This is a genomic window from Serratia sp. TSA_198.1 (assembly GCF_052686505.1).
This window is the reverse complement of sequence record NZ_JBQZFP010000001.1, coordinates 914,844-929,849: the sequence shown is the minus strand read 5'-3', so window position 1 is coordinate 929,849 and position 15,006 is coordinate 914,844. Positions and strand designations below refer to the sequence as shown.

Genomic DNA, 15,006 nt, shown 5'->3' with positions numbered 1-15,006 from the left:
AGCTTTCAAGTTGCGGCCAGGCGCCCAGCTTGCTCATCCCCAGGAGCTTACTCCGGTAAGTGACTGGGGTGCGCAAGTGCAGGTAACAACGCTGCGGCTTGAAAGATGACAGGTATAACCGGAACGCAGGCGGAGACGCGAGAATGGCGATATCTGAAGTGCCGACGTCCAGGGAGGGGGCGGTAAAAAAGCTGATGGAGCACCCGCTGCTGCTGTCGGTGAACGGAAAAAGTATTCACACCCAGGTCATGACGGATACGCCGCTGCTGTTGGTGCTGCGTAACGATCTGGCGCTAAACGGCCCGAAGTACGGCTGCGGCCTCGGCGAATGCGGCGCCTGCACCGTGCTGATTGACGGCATCGCCGCACGCTCCTGCGTGATCCCGGCGCTGGGCGTGGCCGATAGGGCGATCACCACGCTGGAAGGGCTGGGGGATCGTGATCACCTGCACCCGGTGCAGCGCGCCTTTATTGAAGAGCAGGCCGCGCAGTGCGGTTATTGCCTGAACGGCATGATCATGACCACCAAAGCCCTGCTGGATCGCAACCCTTCGCCGAGCGACGGCGAAATCCGCCAGGCGCTGTCCGGCAATCTGTGCCGTTGCGGCACCCACATCGAAATCCTGCGTGCGGTTCAGCGCGCCATTATTCTCTGCCGCAGTGAGGAAATCCCGCATGACTGACGCCCGTTTCTCATTGCCGAGCCAAGCCGAATTACTGCAACGTAACGGCATACTACTGGTTATCGATCAGATCCAGCCGCCGCCGGGCCTGGTGCCGAAAGGCCAAACGCCTACCCTGAAACCCAAGGAGCAGGGGCTGTTTATCGCCATTTGCGACAGCGGCGAGGTCTACGCCTTTAACGGCCATGTCGATCTCGGCACCGGTGTGCGCACCGCGCTGGGGCAGATCGTCGCCGAAGAACTGTATCTGCGGATGGATCAAGTCTGCATGGTGCTGGGCGATACCGAAAGTACGCCAAACCAGGGGGCGACCATCGCCAGCGCCACGCTGCAAATTTCCGCCGTGCCGCTGCGCAATGCCGCCGCCGAGGCACGGCGCTGGCTGCTGCAACAGGCGGCGCAGCGTTTTAACTGTGCGGTAGATCAACTGACGTTGCACGACGGCGCTATTGTCGATCCGCAAGGGCAGACGTTGACCTACGGCGAGCTGGTGGCGGGCATGCATGTCGAGTTACCGATTTCCGGCGACGCGCCGCTCAAACCGCAGGCCGAATACCGGCTGGTGGGCACCAGCACTGCGCGGGTCGATATTCCGGCCAAGGCGACCGGCGAAACCACCTATGTGCACGACATGCGCTTGCCGAATATGCTGCATGGCCGGGTGGTCCGACCGCCGTACGCCGGTTATGACAGCGGGGAGTTCGTCGGTACCAGCCTGCTGGCGGTGGATGAGCAGTCGATCGCCGCTATTCCCGGTATCGTCAAACTGGTGGTGATCGGGGACTTTATCGGCATCGTCGCCGAGCGCGAGGAACAGGCGATCAAGGCGGCGCAGACGCTGCAGGTGAGCTGGAAGGATTGGCGACGCAACCTGCCGCAGATGACCGACGTGGCGCAGGCGCTGCGCGACAATCCGCATTCGACGCGGGTGGTGCATGACACCGGCAACGTAGATGTGGCGCTGGCGTCCGCCGATCGGCGTTTCACCCGCAGCTACCTGTGGCCTTACCAACTGCATGCTTCTATCGGCCCCTCTTGCGCACTGGCGGACTACCAGCCGCAGCAACTGCGGGTCTGGTCCGGCACTCAAAACCCGCACCTGCTGCGCGCCGACCTCGCCTGGCTGCTGGAATACCCGGAAGCGCAGATTGACATTATCCGCATGGAGGCCGCCGGCTGCTATGGCCGCAACTGCGCCGACGACGTGTGCGCCGATGCGGCGTTGCTGTCGCGGGCGGTGGGCCGCCCGGTACGGGTACAACTGACGCGCGAGCAGGAACACCTGTGGGAACCGAAGGGCACCGCACAGCTGATGGAGGTCGATGGCGGGCTGGACGCCGCAGGCCATCCCGTCGCCTATGATTTTCGCACCTATTACCCCTCAAATGGCGCGCCGACGCTGGCGCTGCTGCTGACCGGCAGGGTTGAACCCGTGCCTGTGGCTTATGAAATGGGCGACCGCACCTCGGTGCCGCCTTATGACTACCCGGCGCTGCGCGTCAGCATTGAGGATATGGCGCCAATCGTGCGCGCCTCCTGGATGCGCGGCGTATCGGCGTTGCCGAATACCTTCGCGCACGAGTCTTATATCGACGAGCTGGCTAACGCCGCCGGCGTCGATCCGCTGGAATACCGGCTGCGTTACATCAACGATGAGCGTGCCACCGAACTGATGCGCAGCACCGCCGAACGCGCCGGCTGGACGCCGCATACCGAACCGATGCAGACACCGGCGGAAGACGGCGTGCTGCGCGGGCGCGGTTTCGCTTATGCGCGCTATATACACAGCAAGTTTCCCGGTTTTGGCGCCGCCTGGGCGGCCTGGGTCGCCGACGTGGCGATCGACAAGGCCAGCGGCGAGGTGGCGGTCACGCGCATTGTGGTGGGGCACGACGCCGGCATGATGGTCAACCCGGACGGGGTGCGTCACCAGATCCACGGCAACGTCATCCAGTCGACCAGCCGGGTATTGAAAGAGCGCGTCACCTTCGAAGAATCGACGATTTCCAGCAAGGAATGGGGCGCTTACCCGATATTGACCTTCCCGGAGGTGCCGGAGGTCGACGTGGTGATGATGCCGAGGCCGTACGATCCGCCGCTGGGCGCCGGTGAGTCCGCTTCGGTGCCCAGCGCGGCGGCCATCGCCAACGCGGTGTTCGACGCCACCGGCATTCGCTTTCGCGAATTGCCGATCACCTCCGATCGGCTGCGCGAGGCGTTGAACGGCCCGGACACTGCCCGGCAGGAACCTGCGCCGGCGACCAAACCCCGGCGAAGCAAATGGTGGTTCGGCGGCGCGGCCGGTATTGTCGGCGCCCTGTTGGGCGTCGCGGCTACGGCACTGCCGTGGCGTACGGCGATTGCACCGGTCGCCACGCCGGGCGCAGGCACCTGGTCGGCCGCGACCCTGGAACGTGGGCGTCAGTTGGCCGCCGTCGGGGATTGCGCGGTCTGTCATACCGCCTCTGAAGGGGCGACCAACGCCGGTGGCCTGGCGATGGAAACCCCGTTCGGCACCCTGTACAGCACCAATATCACCCCGGACGTGACAACCGGCATCGGCAACTGGTCATTTACCGCGTTCGACCGTGCGATGCGTCAGGGCATCAGCCGCGACGGCCGCCATCTGTATCCGGCGTTTCCTTATACGTCGTTCAGCAAAATGACCGACGGCGACATGCAAGCGCTGTACGCCTACATGATGTCGCAACCGGCGGTTGCGCAAAGCAACCCGGCTAACCAGATGCGTTTCCCGTTTAATCTGCGCCCGCTGATGGCCGGCTGGAATGCGCTGTTTCTGCCCCAGGGCGAGTACCAGCCAGACCCCACGCAAACTGCGCAGTGGAATCGCGGATCTTATCTGGTCAACGGGTTGGGTCACTGCGCCGCCTGCCATTCGCCGCGTAACCTGATGGGGGCGGAAAAGGGTGGCACCGGTTTCTTGGCAGGGGCGATGGTGGACGGCTGGGAAGCGCCGGCGTTGAACCAACTGGCCAACGCGGACAAACCCTGGAGCGAAGAACAGCTGTTCCGGTATTTGCGCAGCGGTCATTCCGCCGAACACGGCGTGGCGACCGGGCCGATGGGGCCGGTGGTCAGCGAACTGGCTACGTTGCCGGAATCGGACGTGCGGGCGATGGCCGGCTATCTGATTTCCCTGAGCACCCCGACAGCGTTAAACGTGGAACCGCAGATACAGCTGGCCGGAAGTCTGCAACCCGCACTGGTGCAACAGGTCGGCGAACGTTTGTTCCAGGGCGCTTGCCAGGCTTGCCACAGCGCCGCCAGCGGTGGGCCGCAGCTGTTTGGCGTCAGTCCTGATTTGGCCAATAACACCAATATTTTCAGCGATCGGCCGGATAACCTGATCAAAGTGATCCTGCAAGGCATTGCCAAACCGGCCACCGCGGATCTGGGCTTTATGCCGGGCTTCAAGGACAGCTTCTCCGATCGGCAGGTAGCGGATCTGGTGAATTACCTGCGTCAACGCTATGCCGGCCACAAACCGGCATGGCGAGAGGTGGAAGCTCAGGTAGCCAGGCTGCGCGCCAATCCGGGCAGCCATTAGCGGCGTTATGGCCGCTGCAGGAATGCTACCCGCCGTTGCAACGGCAACGGCGCCAGCTTGCGCGCCGCCATTGCCGCCCGCCGCTGTGTCGCCGTCTTTTCTTTATCGGGTATTAATCCTGAATATTGAGATTGTTTGGCGTTCAGTTGCATAAATCGAATCGCTTTCCGTGATGACTTCAGTTTTTATCCTGGTTGTTCATTTAATTAATTGTGGCTGTTTTTTTAGTTGTTTATGTTAAGTGAAAGTATAAAAATATTTTGATGATTTAATTAAGTCATGCCTTTAATTGATGTGGGGTTATTTTATTTATGCCTTTGTTTATTGTTGACTTGGTTGTTTTTTGTGTTTATACAATTAGCAGAAGGATTAGATATGTGGCTTGTAAAAAACATCATAAATGGCGTTGGAGGGAGTTATGGAAATATTAACAAAATCAGAAATAGATATGATTGGCGGCGGTGGCGAAAGCAGCGTGGATACCCGCAGTAAAAAGGGCTGCTACGGCAACGGAACATCGACTAACTATGGTGGACAGGCTAACGGTTTCGTGCCCAATTCATCCCCCGGAATAAGCGCTGAATGCGCATGGGCTCTAGGCCTTGCCGCATTTGGCGGCGGTGTTGGCGGGGCTATTGCCGGCAGTGCCCGTGCGATTGCGGGGGGGCTAGTCTCAGGCTCAATCGGCGGCTTGTCTTCCTGTATCGGCAATGGCGGCGGAAAAGGGACGCAGAACGCATCGGAAAAAAGGTCTGGTAGTTATAATGGTGGAACCTGCCGTTGGTAATTTTATCCTAAACGGTAATTTTTAATGCAATATAGTCTGCGTGGTTGAGTTATATTGTTTTTAGTGGGGTTAATCGTTGAGAAGCAAAGGTGTGGCGATTTTTGTTGGCATATTTCTCGTCTTTTCATTGTCTCGTGATTTATTCAGAGCGGTGGGGCTAAGCCAGTCTGGTGGCTGGTTTAATATCGATATCCCTGATGGGGTGGCGAAATATATTATTATTTTCTGCGTGCCGGTGGGCATGATTGCTACAATAAAATGCCTTTCTATTGCGCTACATTGGTGTATCCGCATGGGGAAAAGTGCGGGAAAAGGAAAATAACCGCCGGTTTATAAACAGGCCTTAAGGTGTAATCCCCATGACAGGACGTCCGCCCCAGCTTTATCGAGAGGGCTATTTCGCCGCGCAAGCGACAAAGGCCGAGGGCGAAGTCGTTATTCCGCCCAGCCTCAGTTTAACCGCCTATGCCTGGGCCAGCGGTGTGCTGGTGCTGGCTATCCTGCTATTTCTGATGCTGGGCGAATATACCCGTAAAGCGCGGCTGGAAGGTGTGGTCATGCCCTCCAGCGGGCTGATCAAAGTGGTTGCCCGCAACGCCGGGCAGGTCACTGAATGTCTGGTGGCAGAAGGGGCGGCGGTTAAGGCCGGCCAGCCGCTTTATCGGCTCAGCGGCGAGCATTTCAACGGGCAGGGCGTTGGCGCGCTGGCGTCGGTGGCCGCGTCACTGGATCAGCAATACCGCATGCTGGAACATCAGCGCGAACAAGAGCGGGCGACCAGCGCTCTGCGGCAAACTGGCGTGCGACAGCGTATCGCGCAACTGAATGACGAACTGACCAGCCTGGGTTCTGCGTTGGCGCTGGTTCAACAACAGGCGGCCTTCTCGCATTCGGTGATGGCGCGTTACCGCAAGCTGATAGCCAAAGGCTATGTGTCCGAAATCGAATTCCAGCAAAAGCAAATGGAACTGTCGACGGCGCGGGAAAAGGTCGAAAGCCAACGGCAGGCGCAGTTGAGGTTAAAGCGTGAATGGGCGGCTGCGGGCTCGGAGCTGCAAACCTTGCAGCAACAGCAGCAAGGGCGGGACGCCGAGCTTGAACGCCAGTTGCAGAGCATCGATCAGCAAAAAATAGAGCTCAACGCCCAGCGCGAGACTACGCTGACGGCACCGGCCGATGGCCACATCGCCGTGGTGCTGGCCCGCGCTGGGCAGACGGTGAAACCCAACGATCCGTTGTTGATGATGGTGGCGGACGGGGCGCAGTTGCAGGTAGAGCTTTTTGCCCCGAGCAAGGCGGTGGGCTTTATCAAACCCAACCAGCGCGTCGGCCTGCGTTTTGCCTCGTTCCCCTATGAAAAGTTTGGCGTGCAATACGGTTCTACCCGCGCCATCACGCATGCCAGCCTCAGCGCCGGCGACGCGATGTTGCAAACTCCGCTGGTCTGGAAGGAAAACGAAGGGCATTACCGTGTGGTCGTGGCGCTGGATAAAACCACCATTACGGCTTATGGCCGGCAGGAACCGCTGCGCGTCGGCATGGCGGTGTCCGCAGACATTGAGCTGGACAGCCGCCGCCTGTACGAATGGCTGCTGGAGCCGTTATGGAGCCTGCAAGGGAGGATGTAAGCATGGACGTAACAGAGATGATTAACTGGGGGTGGCGAAAGCGCCTGCCGCTGATCCGCCAAACCGAATCGGCGGAGTGCGGGGTGGCCTGTCTGGCGATGATCGCTGGTTGGCATGGGCACCGGGTCGATATGCGAACGCTGCGCGCGGAATGTCATGTCTCGCAGCTTGGCATGACGTTTTCGCAGCTGATGGCGTGCGCCGAAGGCTTGAATTTAAGCGGCCGCGTCATTCGGCTGGAGCTGGATGAACTGCACCTGTTGGCCGTGCCCTGCATTTTGTATTGGGACATGAACCATTTTACCGTTCTGCGGCGGGTGCGGGGGCAAACGCTGGAATTGCACGATCCGGCGCGCGGCCTGCTGAAAATGACGCTGCAAGAGGCGAACCGCCATTTTACCGGCATCGCGATGGAACTGACGCCCACCCACAGGTTTGAAACCCGGGATCGCCGGGAAAAGATCCGTCTCACGACGTTGATTGGCAAAACGCACGGCCTGAAGCCCGCGCTGGACAGGATCTTTTGCTTCGCCGTGGCGCTGGAGGTGTTGGCGCTGCTCGGCCCGCTGATAAACCAACTGGTGATCGATGAAGTGCTGGTGGCGCTGGACGCCAGCCTGCTGACGCTGATCGTCATCGCCATGCTGCTGATGACCGGCACCCAGATGCTGCTGGAGCTGGCGCGGCAATGGGCGACGCTGACCATGGCGGTCAACTTCAACATGCAGTGGACGGCCAACGTGTTTCACCATCTGCTGCGCCTGCCGATAAGTTGGTTCGAGGCACGCAATATGGGGGATATCAGCGCCAAGTTCGATGCCGTCGACACCATACAGGACACCCTGACCACTACGCTGCTTGAAGCCTTTTTGGATGTGCTGTTAGTGGTGGGCACGCTGAGCATGATGTTTTTCTACAGCGCAAAGTTAACCCTGGTGGCCTTGGCTGCCGCCGCCGTTTACGGCCTGTTGCGCCTGTGTTGGTTCAGCACGCTGCGGAAAGCGGCGCAGGACAGCTGGAATGCCGGTACCGAGGAGTCCAGCCATTTTCTGGAAAGCCTGCGCGGCGTGTTGAGCCTGCGGGTGAACGGTGCGCTGATGCCGCGAGAATCTGCCTGGCGCAACCTGAACGTCGCCCGGCGCAATGCCCAACTGCGCGAAAGCAAACTGATGATGGTTTACGGCATCATGCAGACCGTGATCGGCAGCCTGGTAGCTGCGGCGGTACTGTGGCTGGGTGCAGGTTCGGTGCTGGCCGGCGAGTTCTCGGTGGGTATGCTGGTGGCCTATATGTCTTTTCAGGGGCGGTTTTCGGCCAGCATTAACGGGTTGATAGACAAAGCGGTCGCCTACCGAATGCTGGACGTTTACAACGAACGGCTGGCCGATATCGTGCTGACCCCGCGTGAAGGCGCGACGGCGTTACAGGCCGGCAACAAGGGTTCGGCGTACCCGGCAGGCGATTGGCCTCCCGATTTGCCGGTTCTGAGCCTGGAGCAGGTCAGCTTTAAATACGCCGGGACTGAACGGGAGATCCTGTCGCAAGTCTCGCTGGATATTATGCCCGGCGAGGTGGTGGCGTTGGTGGGGGCGTCCGGCAGCGGCAAAACTACCTTGGCCAAGCTGGTGTTGGGATTATATCCGCCATCTGGCGGGGTGATACGCACGTTGGGGCTTGAACACCGGCGTACCGATTATCAACAGACTCGTCAGCATATCGGTGCGGTGCTGCAGGAGGACCAGCTGTTTCGCGGTTCCATTGCCGACAACATCACGTTTTTCTCGCCGAAAATGGACAGCGAAAAGCTTGGCGAGTGCGCCAGACTGGCGCAGTTGGATAGGGACATTGAACAACTGCCGATGGGCTACCAGACGTTAATCAGTGAAATGGGCGGGACCTTGTCTTCCGGGCAGAAACAGCGATTGCTGCTGGCGCGGGCGCTGTATAAAGAGCCGAAGCTGTTGATTCTGGATGAGGCGACCAGCCATTTGGACGTCGCCAACGAAATGTTGGTCAGCCGCACCTTGCGCCAACTTGGTCTGCCGATTTTACTGATCGCGCATCGGCCGGAAACTATCGCCTCGGCGGACAGGGTCATAGAACTGACGGCGGGGCGCCTCCGCACGCTGGGGCTTTGAGGATTGCCCCTTCTCCTGGCCGGAGAAGGGGGAGCGGATCAGGCCAGCGGCCCGCCCAGGATGGTTTCCTTCATGCCGGAGAGAATGCGCTCGCCGGTTTCGGTTTTCAGCTCTTCGTACCAGCTGCGGGTGATCTCCATCTCTTTGCCGTGCGTCACGTCACAACGCTTGCGCGCCTTCAGCACCAGATCCTTCACCCGGTAGCTGCGCTTTTCCTGATAGCGCAGCAGCGCGTCTTCAATCCCCAGCGAGTTGGTTTGCAGCGCAATCGCCAGCACCACCGCATCTTCCATCGCCGCGCAGCCGCCCTGGCCGATATCCGGCGTGGTGCTGTGACCGGCGTCGCCCAGCAAGGCTACGCGGCCGCGCACCAACTGCTCGAAAGGTTCGATATCGTGAATTTCAATGCGGTTGACGGTGTCAGGATCGAGCGCGGCGATCAATTTCTGCACCGGTTCGGCCCAGCCTGCGAAGTAGCGCTGCAGATCGGCGCGCGCCGTACTGCGGTCTTCCGCCAGCCCGGTCGGCAGCGGAACGTCGAAGAAAAAGTAGAAACGGTTGCCGGAAACCGGCATCAGCGACACCCGCTTGCCTTCGCCGACGAAGGTGGTCCACTGATTGGCCGGCGCGATGGATTCATCAATCGCCACCAGCCCGTTCCAGTTGACGTAACCGGCATAGCGGCGATCCACCCCATGCCCGAGCACGTAAGGGCGGATAGCCGAATGGGTACCGTCGGCGGCGATCAGGAAATCACCGCTGGCCTGGCTGCCGTCCTCGAACCAGGCGGTGACGCCGTCTTGGGTCTCTTCAAGGCCGTTGACGCGCTTGCCAAAGCTAACATTGTCACGGCCATAGGTCTCCAGCAGCATGGCCTGAAGTTCGGCGCGGGCCACCGGATAAGGGCGTTCACCGACGCTGGCGATCAACGGATCCAGGCTGAAACGCGTCAGAGTCTGGCCGTGCAGATATTCCTGATAGGCCATGTAGTGCATCGGGCCGCCGAGCCGGCGCAGGGGTTCTTTCATCCCCAAATAGTTGAGGCACTTAACGCCGTTCGGCCAGATGGAAATCGCCGCGCCAACCGGTTTGATCTCTTTAACCGCTTCGAAAACCTCGGCTTCGATCCCGCAGCGCTTCAATGCGATGGCGGCGCACAGCCCGCCGATACCGCCGCCGATGATGATTGCTTTCATGTTCTTCTCCTTTGTCGCCATAACAGGGAGAAGCAATTTCCGTACCAGTCCGCGAAAGGGGCGGTGAGCGGGGTGGCGGGGGAGCTATGATGCAAATTGGTGCGCCGATGTGCCATGGCGGGGCATGAACCTGCCCCGTGGTGATCTGGCATCTTTCATATAACCGCCCTGAACATCAATGTTAAGACTGCCTGCCGGTCGATAAAAAATACGGCAAATGATAACCTGCGGCGTTAACCACAGAGTCAAAACGACGCTCCCCATCCCCAAAATCGACTCGCCATAATTCGCTCTTATTGGCAGTGACACGCTTAAATATTTCGTATCCCGCCTGCTTGCCATATTGGGCTGCCAAGCGGGGCCGGTCACGCTGAAACCCTTTGCATGCCCGGCCGAAGCCGAAAAAGAATATTTTCTCGCCGGCTTCGGCTTTCAATTTACGCTATGTCGCATTGCGCGATATGCTGTTTTACAAACGGACTGCGCCTGACGAGGTCACTATGACAGACAACCAAGTCTTTGAACGACAGAGCCTGGATAATCTGCTGAGTTACTGGCGGCGCCACCGTCGCCTGCCGGGGGCGCGCTATTTGCCCGGTCCGACGGACAGCCTGTGCGACGTGAGCGGCGTCAGCGTGGGGCATCACACGCTGGATAGCGGCGAGTGCCAGACCGGCGTGACCGCCATTATGCCGCCGGGCGACCTGTTCAATCAGCCGTTGCCCTGCGGCAGCGCGGTGTTGAACGGCTTCGCCAAACCGCTCGGCCTGGTGCAGCTCAACGAGCTGGGGGTGCTGCAAACACCGATCCTGCTGAGCAATACCTTCGCCGTCGGCACCTTATTCAACGCCATGGTGCGGCGCAGCTGTCGGCGTTACCCACAGATAGGCCGCGACAGCGCCACCATCAATCCCGTGGTGCTGGAATGCAACGACGGTTATCTCAACGATATTCAGGCGATGCCGGTGCGCGAAGAGCACGTGTTCAGCGCGCTGGACAATCACGGGATCGGCTTCGCGCGCGGCAGCGTCGGCGCCGGGCGCGGCATGAGCAGTTTCGGCCTGAAAGGAGGCATCGGCACCGCTTCGCGCTATTGCCCCGGCCTGGGGGCCACCCTGGGCGTGCTGGTGCTGGCCAACTTTGGCACGCTGGAGTCCCTCACGCTGAGCGGTGTGCGCGTGGGGCCGGCATTGGCTGCGCAATTGGCGGAGCCGCCGCCGCAGGTAGAGGCCGGTTCGGTCATCATCATTATCGCCTGCGACCGGGTGCTGGACAGCCGGCAACTCAGCCGCATCGCCAAACGCGCCGGGGCTGGGCTGGGGCGCGTGGGCAGCCATTGGGGGCACGGTTCCGGCGATATCGCGCTGGCGTTCTCCACCCGCCTGCAGGGAACCGCGTTGCCGGATGAACGGCTGGAACCGCTGTTCGCCGCGGCGGCGGACGCCACTGAATACGCGGTGCTGGACGCCTTGCTGAGTGCCGAGGGCGTCAGCGGCTTCCACCAGCATTCACGCGTTGCGCTGGGGCCGCTGCTCGATCGCTTGGCGAATTAGCTGATGGCCGCCGATCGGGCAGTTACAGGCGTTCGCGCTGGGTTAACTGGATGGCCAGATTTTCAATGCGTTCGGCCATCTGTTTGGTCAGGGTGGTTAATTCGGTGTTTTGTTTCAACAGCACCAGCAACTGTTCGGATTGCTGTTCGACGAGGGTTTGCCGCTGCGCCATCGCCTCATCTAAATCTTCCCGGTGCTGTGCGTCGGCCAACGCATGCGCCTGGTCACGTTCGGTCTGGCGGGTTTGAGCCAGCAGGATCAAGGGCGCGGCATAGGCGGCCTGCAGGCTGAACGCCAGGTTCAGCAGGATGAAAGGGTAAGGGTCAAACTTGGCGAAGCCCGCCTGGTTGAGGTAGATCCAGACGCCAACCAGCAGCGTTTGCCCCATCAAAAAGGTCGGGGTGCCGAAGAAACGGGCGAAAGCCTCGGCCTTCAAAGCAAACCATTGATCGCCAAAAGTATGGTTTAACCCATGTAATGGACGATATAAACGAAATCTCTTGTTTTGCGACATAGCCTTAATGCCCATAGATGTGCCGGTAAGATCTTTTTTATAGCACAGGTGCGCCTTCTTGCCTCCGCAGGATACAGAGCACGATCCCACAACAGAAAATGCTCGCCTCACATCAGGCTGGCTGAATAATAGGCTACGCTAATTATTGTTCTGTTGTTCTACATCCCGTCAGGGACGCAGCCGACATTTCACATAAAAAAAACGATCTCATCGCAAGGAATCATCCTGAGCGACATTTTGGAGCTATGAGCAATGACAATATCGCAAGTTCCGCTTACGCGGCGGCGGTTTATCGTCGGCGCAGGCGCGCTGGTGATTGGCGCCTATCTGCCGTCTACCGGCGCACTGGCACGTACCACTCCCGTCACGGTGCCAGAAAGCAACGCTTTTGAAGCCAACGCCTTCGTACAGATCGGCGAAGACGGCATCGTCACCGTCATCAGCAAACACACCGAAGTGGGCCAGGGCGTCTATACCGGCATGGCGACGCTGGTCGCAGAGGAGCTGGATGCTGACTGGGCGCAGGTGCGCGTAGTCGCCGCCCCGGTGGACACCAGCGTCTACAAAAACCTGTCATTCGGTTTCCAGGGCACCGGCGGTTCCAGTTCGGTGGCCAACGCCTATGACCAAATGCGGCGCATGGGGGCCATGGCGCGGGCGCTGTTGGTTCAGGCCGCCGCTCAGAGCTGGAAAACCTCAGCGCAGGAGATCACCGTACAGGCAGGCAAGATCAGTCATGCTGCCAGCGGCCGCGAAGCGGGCTTCGGCGAATTCGCCGCATTGGCCGCTAAACTGCCGCCGCCGGATCCCGCAGGGTTGACGCTGAAGGACCCGGCCAATTTTACCTTGATCGGCAAAGTGAGTGGCCTGCACCGCGTGGATTCGCTGGCGAAGACCAACGGCAGCGCGCAGTTCACACAGGACATTCATGAGCCGGACATGTTGACCGTCACCCTGAAAAAATCACCGCGCTTTGGCGGCAAAGTGGCGTCGTTTGACGCCAGCCGGGCGCTGCAGGTGCCCGGCGTGGTGGATGTGAAGCAGACCGACACCGGCGTAGCGGTCTACGCCAAAAATACCTGGGCGGCGATCCAGGGCCGCGAAAAATTGCAGGTAGAGTGGGACGATTCCCAGGCCGAAAGGCGCAATACCGAGCAAATTTTTGCCGAATTCCGCCAGGTGGCGCAGAAAACCGGCGTGGTGGCGACCAGCCGCGGCAAGCCGGACGAGGTTTTCGACAAGGCCGACAAGGTGATCGAAGCGGAATATACCTTCCCCTATGTGGCCCATGCGCCGATGGAGCCGCTCGACGGCTATCTGTTCTGGGACGGCGAAAGCGTCAAGGCGCGTTACGGCTGCCAGATCCAAACGCTCGACCATAAGCAGCTGTGCGATCTGTTCCAGCTGCCGCCGGAAAAAGTGCAAATCGAAACCATTCTGGCGGGAGGCAGTTTCGGCCGACGCATCGATCTGGGCAACCCGGCACTGGGGCCGGATCTGGCGGCGGATATGGCCGCTGCCGCCAAGGCTATCGGGCCCGGCCACGGGGTGAAGGTGGTGTGGACGCGCGAGGACGACATCCGCAACGGTTGGTATCGCCCGATGATCTTGCACCGGCTGCGCGGGGCGATCCGGGGCGGCAAGGTGGTGGGCTGGACCGACACCGTCGTCGGCCACTCCTGGACGCTCAACAGCGCCATGACGGCGCTGGTGGTCAACGGCGTCGATCAGATGATGATCGAAGGCGCCAGCGAGCTGCCTTATACCTTCGAAAGTTTCCGTTGCGACGCCCATATCGTGCCGGGCAAGGTGCCGACTTCCTCGCTGAGATCGGTCGCCAGCACCCATACCGGCCATGCGGTGGAAAGCTTTATCGATCAGTTGCTGCAGGAAACCGGACAGGATCCGGTGGAAGGGCGGCTGGCGCTGATGGGAGACGCGCCGCGCGAAGCCGGGGTGTTGCGAGCGGTGGCGAAAGCCGCCAACTGGCAGGGCGCGAAGGTGGTGGATGGCCGGGCGCGCGGCGTCGGTGTCGCCAAGGCGTTTGACACCCGGGTGGCGCAGATTGCCGAAGTGTCTATCGGCGAAGGCGGCATTCCGCGCGTGCACAAGGTGTGGTGCGCGGTGGATTGCGGCGTGGCGGTGAATCCTGACGTGATCCGCGCGCAGATTGAGGGCGGTATCGGTTATGGCCTGAGCATCGCGCTGTACGGCAACATCACTTTAAAAGACGGCCTGGTCGAACAATCCAACTTCAACAATTTCCGCCCGTTGCGCATTGACGAAATGCCGGAAATTGAGGTGATTATCGTGCCTTCAACCGAAAAGCCCACCGGCGTGGGCGAACTGGGCGTGCCGACCATCGGCCCGGCGGTCGGCAATGCGTTGGCGCTGCTCGGGCGGCCCCGCACCTCGCTTAGCCTGCCCTTACACCGTCCCAACAGCGACGCCAGCGTCCTTCCAAGGAAAACATCATGATTACTTTAACCGTTAACGACCAACCGCTGACGTTTGAGGGCGATACCCATATGCCGCTGCTGTGGTTTCTGCGCGATGAAGCTGGACTGACCGGCACCAAGTTTGGCTGCGGCATCGCCATGTGCGGCGCCTGTACCGTTCATCTGGACGGCGTGCCGGTACGATCCTGCATGACGCCGGTGTCGGCGGCGGTGGGCAAGAAAATCACCACCATCGAGGCCATCGGCGAAACGCCGGCCGGGAAAGCGGTGCAGGAGGCTTGGGTCAATCTGGACGTGGTGCAGTGCGGCTACTGCCAGTCCGGCCAGATCATGAGTGCCAGCGCGCTGCTGGCTCAGAGCAAAAATCCGAGCGATGCGGATATTGACGCGGCGATGGGCGGCAACGTTTGCCGCTGCGCTACTTACGTGCGCATTCGCGCCGCCATCCACCAGGCCGCCAAGGCGCTGGATTAAGGGAGA

The 15,006-nt window shown here is 60.4% G+C and carries 12 protein-coding genes; 9 read left to right on the top strand and 3 right to left on the bottom strand.

Translation table 11 applies throughout. From position 1 onward, the window contains the following. Window positions 1-143: 143 nt before the first annotated feature. The 6 genes from ACUTSW_RS04310 to ACUTSW_RS04285 all read left to right on the top strand — a co-directional run bounded on the left by ACUTSW_RS04310 (window position 144) and on the right by ACUTSW_RS04285 (window position 8,804). Window positions 144-683 (top strand): (2Fe-2S)-binding protein, encoded by a 540-nt coding sequence (locus tag ACUTSW_RS04310; RefSeq protein WP_445583777.1) that lies wholly within the window; start codon window positions 144-146, stop codon window positions 681-683. Continuing rightward, complete coding sequence (locus tag ACUTSW_RS04305) at window positions 676-4,251, top strand: molybdopterin cofactor-binding domain-containing protein (protein ID WP_445583776.1); 3,576 nt, start codon at window positions 676-678, stop codon at window positions 4,249-4,251. Before ACUTSW_RS04310 ends, ACUTSW_RS04305 begins: the two co-directional genes overlap by 8 nt. A gap of 418 nt (window positions 4,252-4,669) precedes the next feature. Continuing rightward, window positions 4,670-5,038, top strand: a complete 369-nt coding sequence (locus ACUTSW_RS04300; protein WP_445583775.1) for a hypothetical protein — start codon at window positions 4,670-4,672, stop codon at window positions 5,036-5,038. 91 nt (window positions 5,039-5,129) lie between these two features. Then, window positions 5,130-5,360, top strand: coding sequence for a hypothetical protein (locus ACUTSW_RS04295; protein ID WP_445583774.1), 231 nt, complete (start codon window positions 5,130-5,132; stop codon window positions 5,358-5,360). A 37-nt stretch (window positions 5,361-5,397) separates the two neighbouring features. Then, window positions 5,398-6,666 carry an HlyD family secretion protein gene (locus ACUTSW_RS04290; RefSeq protein ID WP_445583773.1) on the top strand — a complete coding sequence of 423 codons (1,269 nt, stop codon included), beginning with the start codon at window positions 5,398-5,400 and terminating at the stop codon, window positions 6,664-6,666. 2 nt (window positions 6,667-6,668) lie between these two features. Next, window positions 6,669-8,804 carry a peptidase domain-containing ABC transporter gene (locus tag ACUTSW_RS04285; RefSeq protein WP_445583772.1) on the top strand — a complete coding sequence of 712 codons (2,136 nt, stop codon included), beginning with the start codon at window positions 6,669-6,671 and terminating at the stop codon, window positions 8,802-8,804. A 38-nt stretch (window positions 8,805-8,842) separates the two neighbouring features. Here the strand turns inward: ACUTSW_RS04285 and hpxO are convergent, their stop codons facing one another. Beyond that, on the bottom strand, window positions 8,843-10,000 hold the full coding sequence (hpxO, locus tag ACUTSW_RS04280) for an FAD-dependent urate hydroxylase HpxO (RefSeq protein ID WP_062792437.1): 1,158 nt from the start codon (window positions 9,998-10,000) through the stop codon (window positions 8,843-8,845). A gap of 181 nt (window positions 10,001-10,181) precedes the next feature. Then, window positions 10,182-10,436, bottom strand: coding sequence for a hypothetical protein (locus ACUTSW_RS04275; RefSeq protein WP_445583771.1), 255 nt, complete (start codon window positions 10,434-10,436; stop codon window positions 10,182-10,184). 64 nt (window positions 10,437-10,500) lie between these two features. On the opposite strand from ACUTSW_RS04275, the gene ACUTSW_RS04270 reads away from it, so the two are divergent. Further along, complete coding sequence (locus ACUTSW_RS04270) at window positions 10,501-11,553, top strand: P1 family peptidase (RefSeq protein WP_062871338.1); 1,053 nt, start codon at window positions 10,501-10,503, stop codon at window positions 11,551-11,553. Window positions 11,554-11,575: 22 nt separating this feature from the next. On the opposite strand, the gene ACUTSW_RS04265 is transcribed toward ACUTSW_RS04270, so the two are convergent. Further along, window positions 11,576-12,082: a DUF1003 domain-containing protein gene (locus ACUTSW_RS04265; RefSeq protein ID WP_062870745.1), complete on the bottom strand. Its 507-nt coding sequence runs from the start codon at window positions 12,080-12,082 to the stop codon at window positions 11,576-11,578. A gap of 237 nt (window positions 12,083-12,319) precedes the next feature. On the opposite strand from ACUTSW_RS04265, the gene ACUTSW_RS04260 reads away from it, so the two are divergent. Beyond that, window positions 12,320-14,545, top strand: coding sequence for a molybdopterin cofactor-binding domain-containing protein (locus tag ACUTSW_RS04260; protein WP_445583770.1), 2,226 nt, complete (start codon window positions 12,320-12,322; stop codon window positions 14,543-14,545). Next, the gene (locus ACUTSW_RS04255) at window positions 14,542-15,000 is read left to right on the top strand and encodes a (2Fe-2S)-binding protein (protein ID WP_004944127.1); all 459 of its coding nucleotides are present in this window, start codon (window positions 14,542-14,544) and stop codon (window positions 14,998-15,000) included. Before ACUTSW_RS04260 ends, ACUTSW_RS04255 begins: the two co-directional genes overlap by 4 nt. Window positions 15,001-15,006: the final 6 nt, after the last annotated feature.

Coding starts and splice junctions, on each gene's coding strand:
- ACUTSW_RS04310 (WP_445583777.1), top strand. CDS start 144: ATGGCGATATCTGAAGTGCCGACGTCCAGGGAGGGGGCGGTAAAAAAG.
- ACUTSW_RS04305 (WP_445583776.1), top strand. CDS start 676: ATGACTGACGCCCGTTTCTCATTGCCGAGCCAAGCCGAATTACTGCAA.
- ACUTSW_RS04300 (WP_445583775.1), top strand. CDS start 4,670: ATGGAAATATTAACAAAATCAGAAATAGATATGATTGGCGGCGGTGGC.
- ACUTSW_RS04290 (WP_445583773.1), top strand. CDS start 5,398: ATGACAGGACGTCCGCCCCAGCTTTATCGAGAGGGCTATTTCGCCGCG.
- ACUTSW_RS04285 (WP_445583772.1), top strand. CDS start 6,669: ATGGACGTAACAGAGATGATTAACTGGGGGTGGCGAAAGCGCCTGCCG.
- hpxO (WP_062792437.1), bottom strand. CDS start 10,000: ATGAAAGCAATCATCATCGGCGGCGGTATCGGCGGGCTGTGCGCCGCC.
- ACUTSW_RS04270 (WP_062871338.1), top strand. CDS start 10,501: ATGACAGACAACCAAGTCTTTGAACGACAGAGCCTGGATAATCTGCTG.
- ACUTSW_RS04265 (WP_062870745.1), bottom strand. CDS start 12,082: ATGGGCATTAAGGCTATGTCGCAAAACAAGAGATTTCGTTTATATCGT.
- ACUTSW_RS04260 (WP_445583770.1), top strand. CDS start 12,320: ATGACAATATCGCAAGTTCCGCTTACGCGGCGGCGGTTTATCGTCGGC.
- ACUTSW_RS04255 (WP_004944127.1), top strand. CDS start 14,542: ATGATTACTTTAACCGTTAACGACCAACCGCTGACGTTTGAGGGCGAT.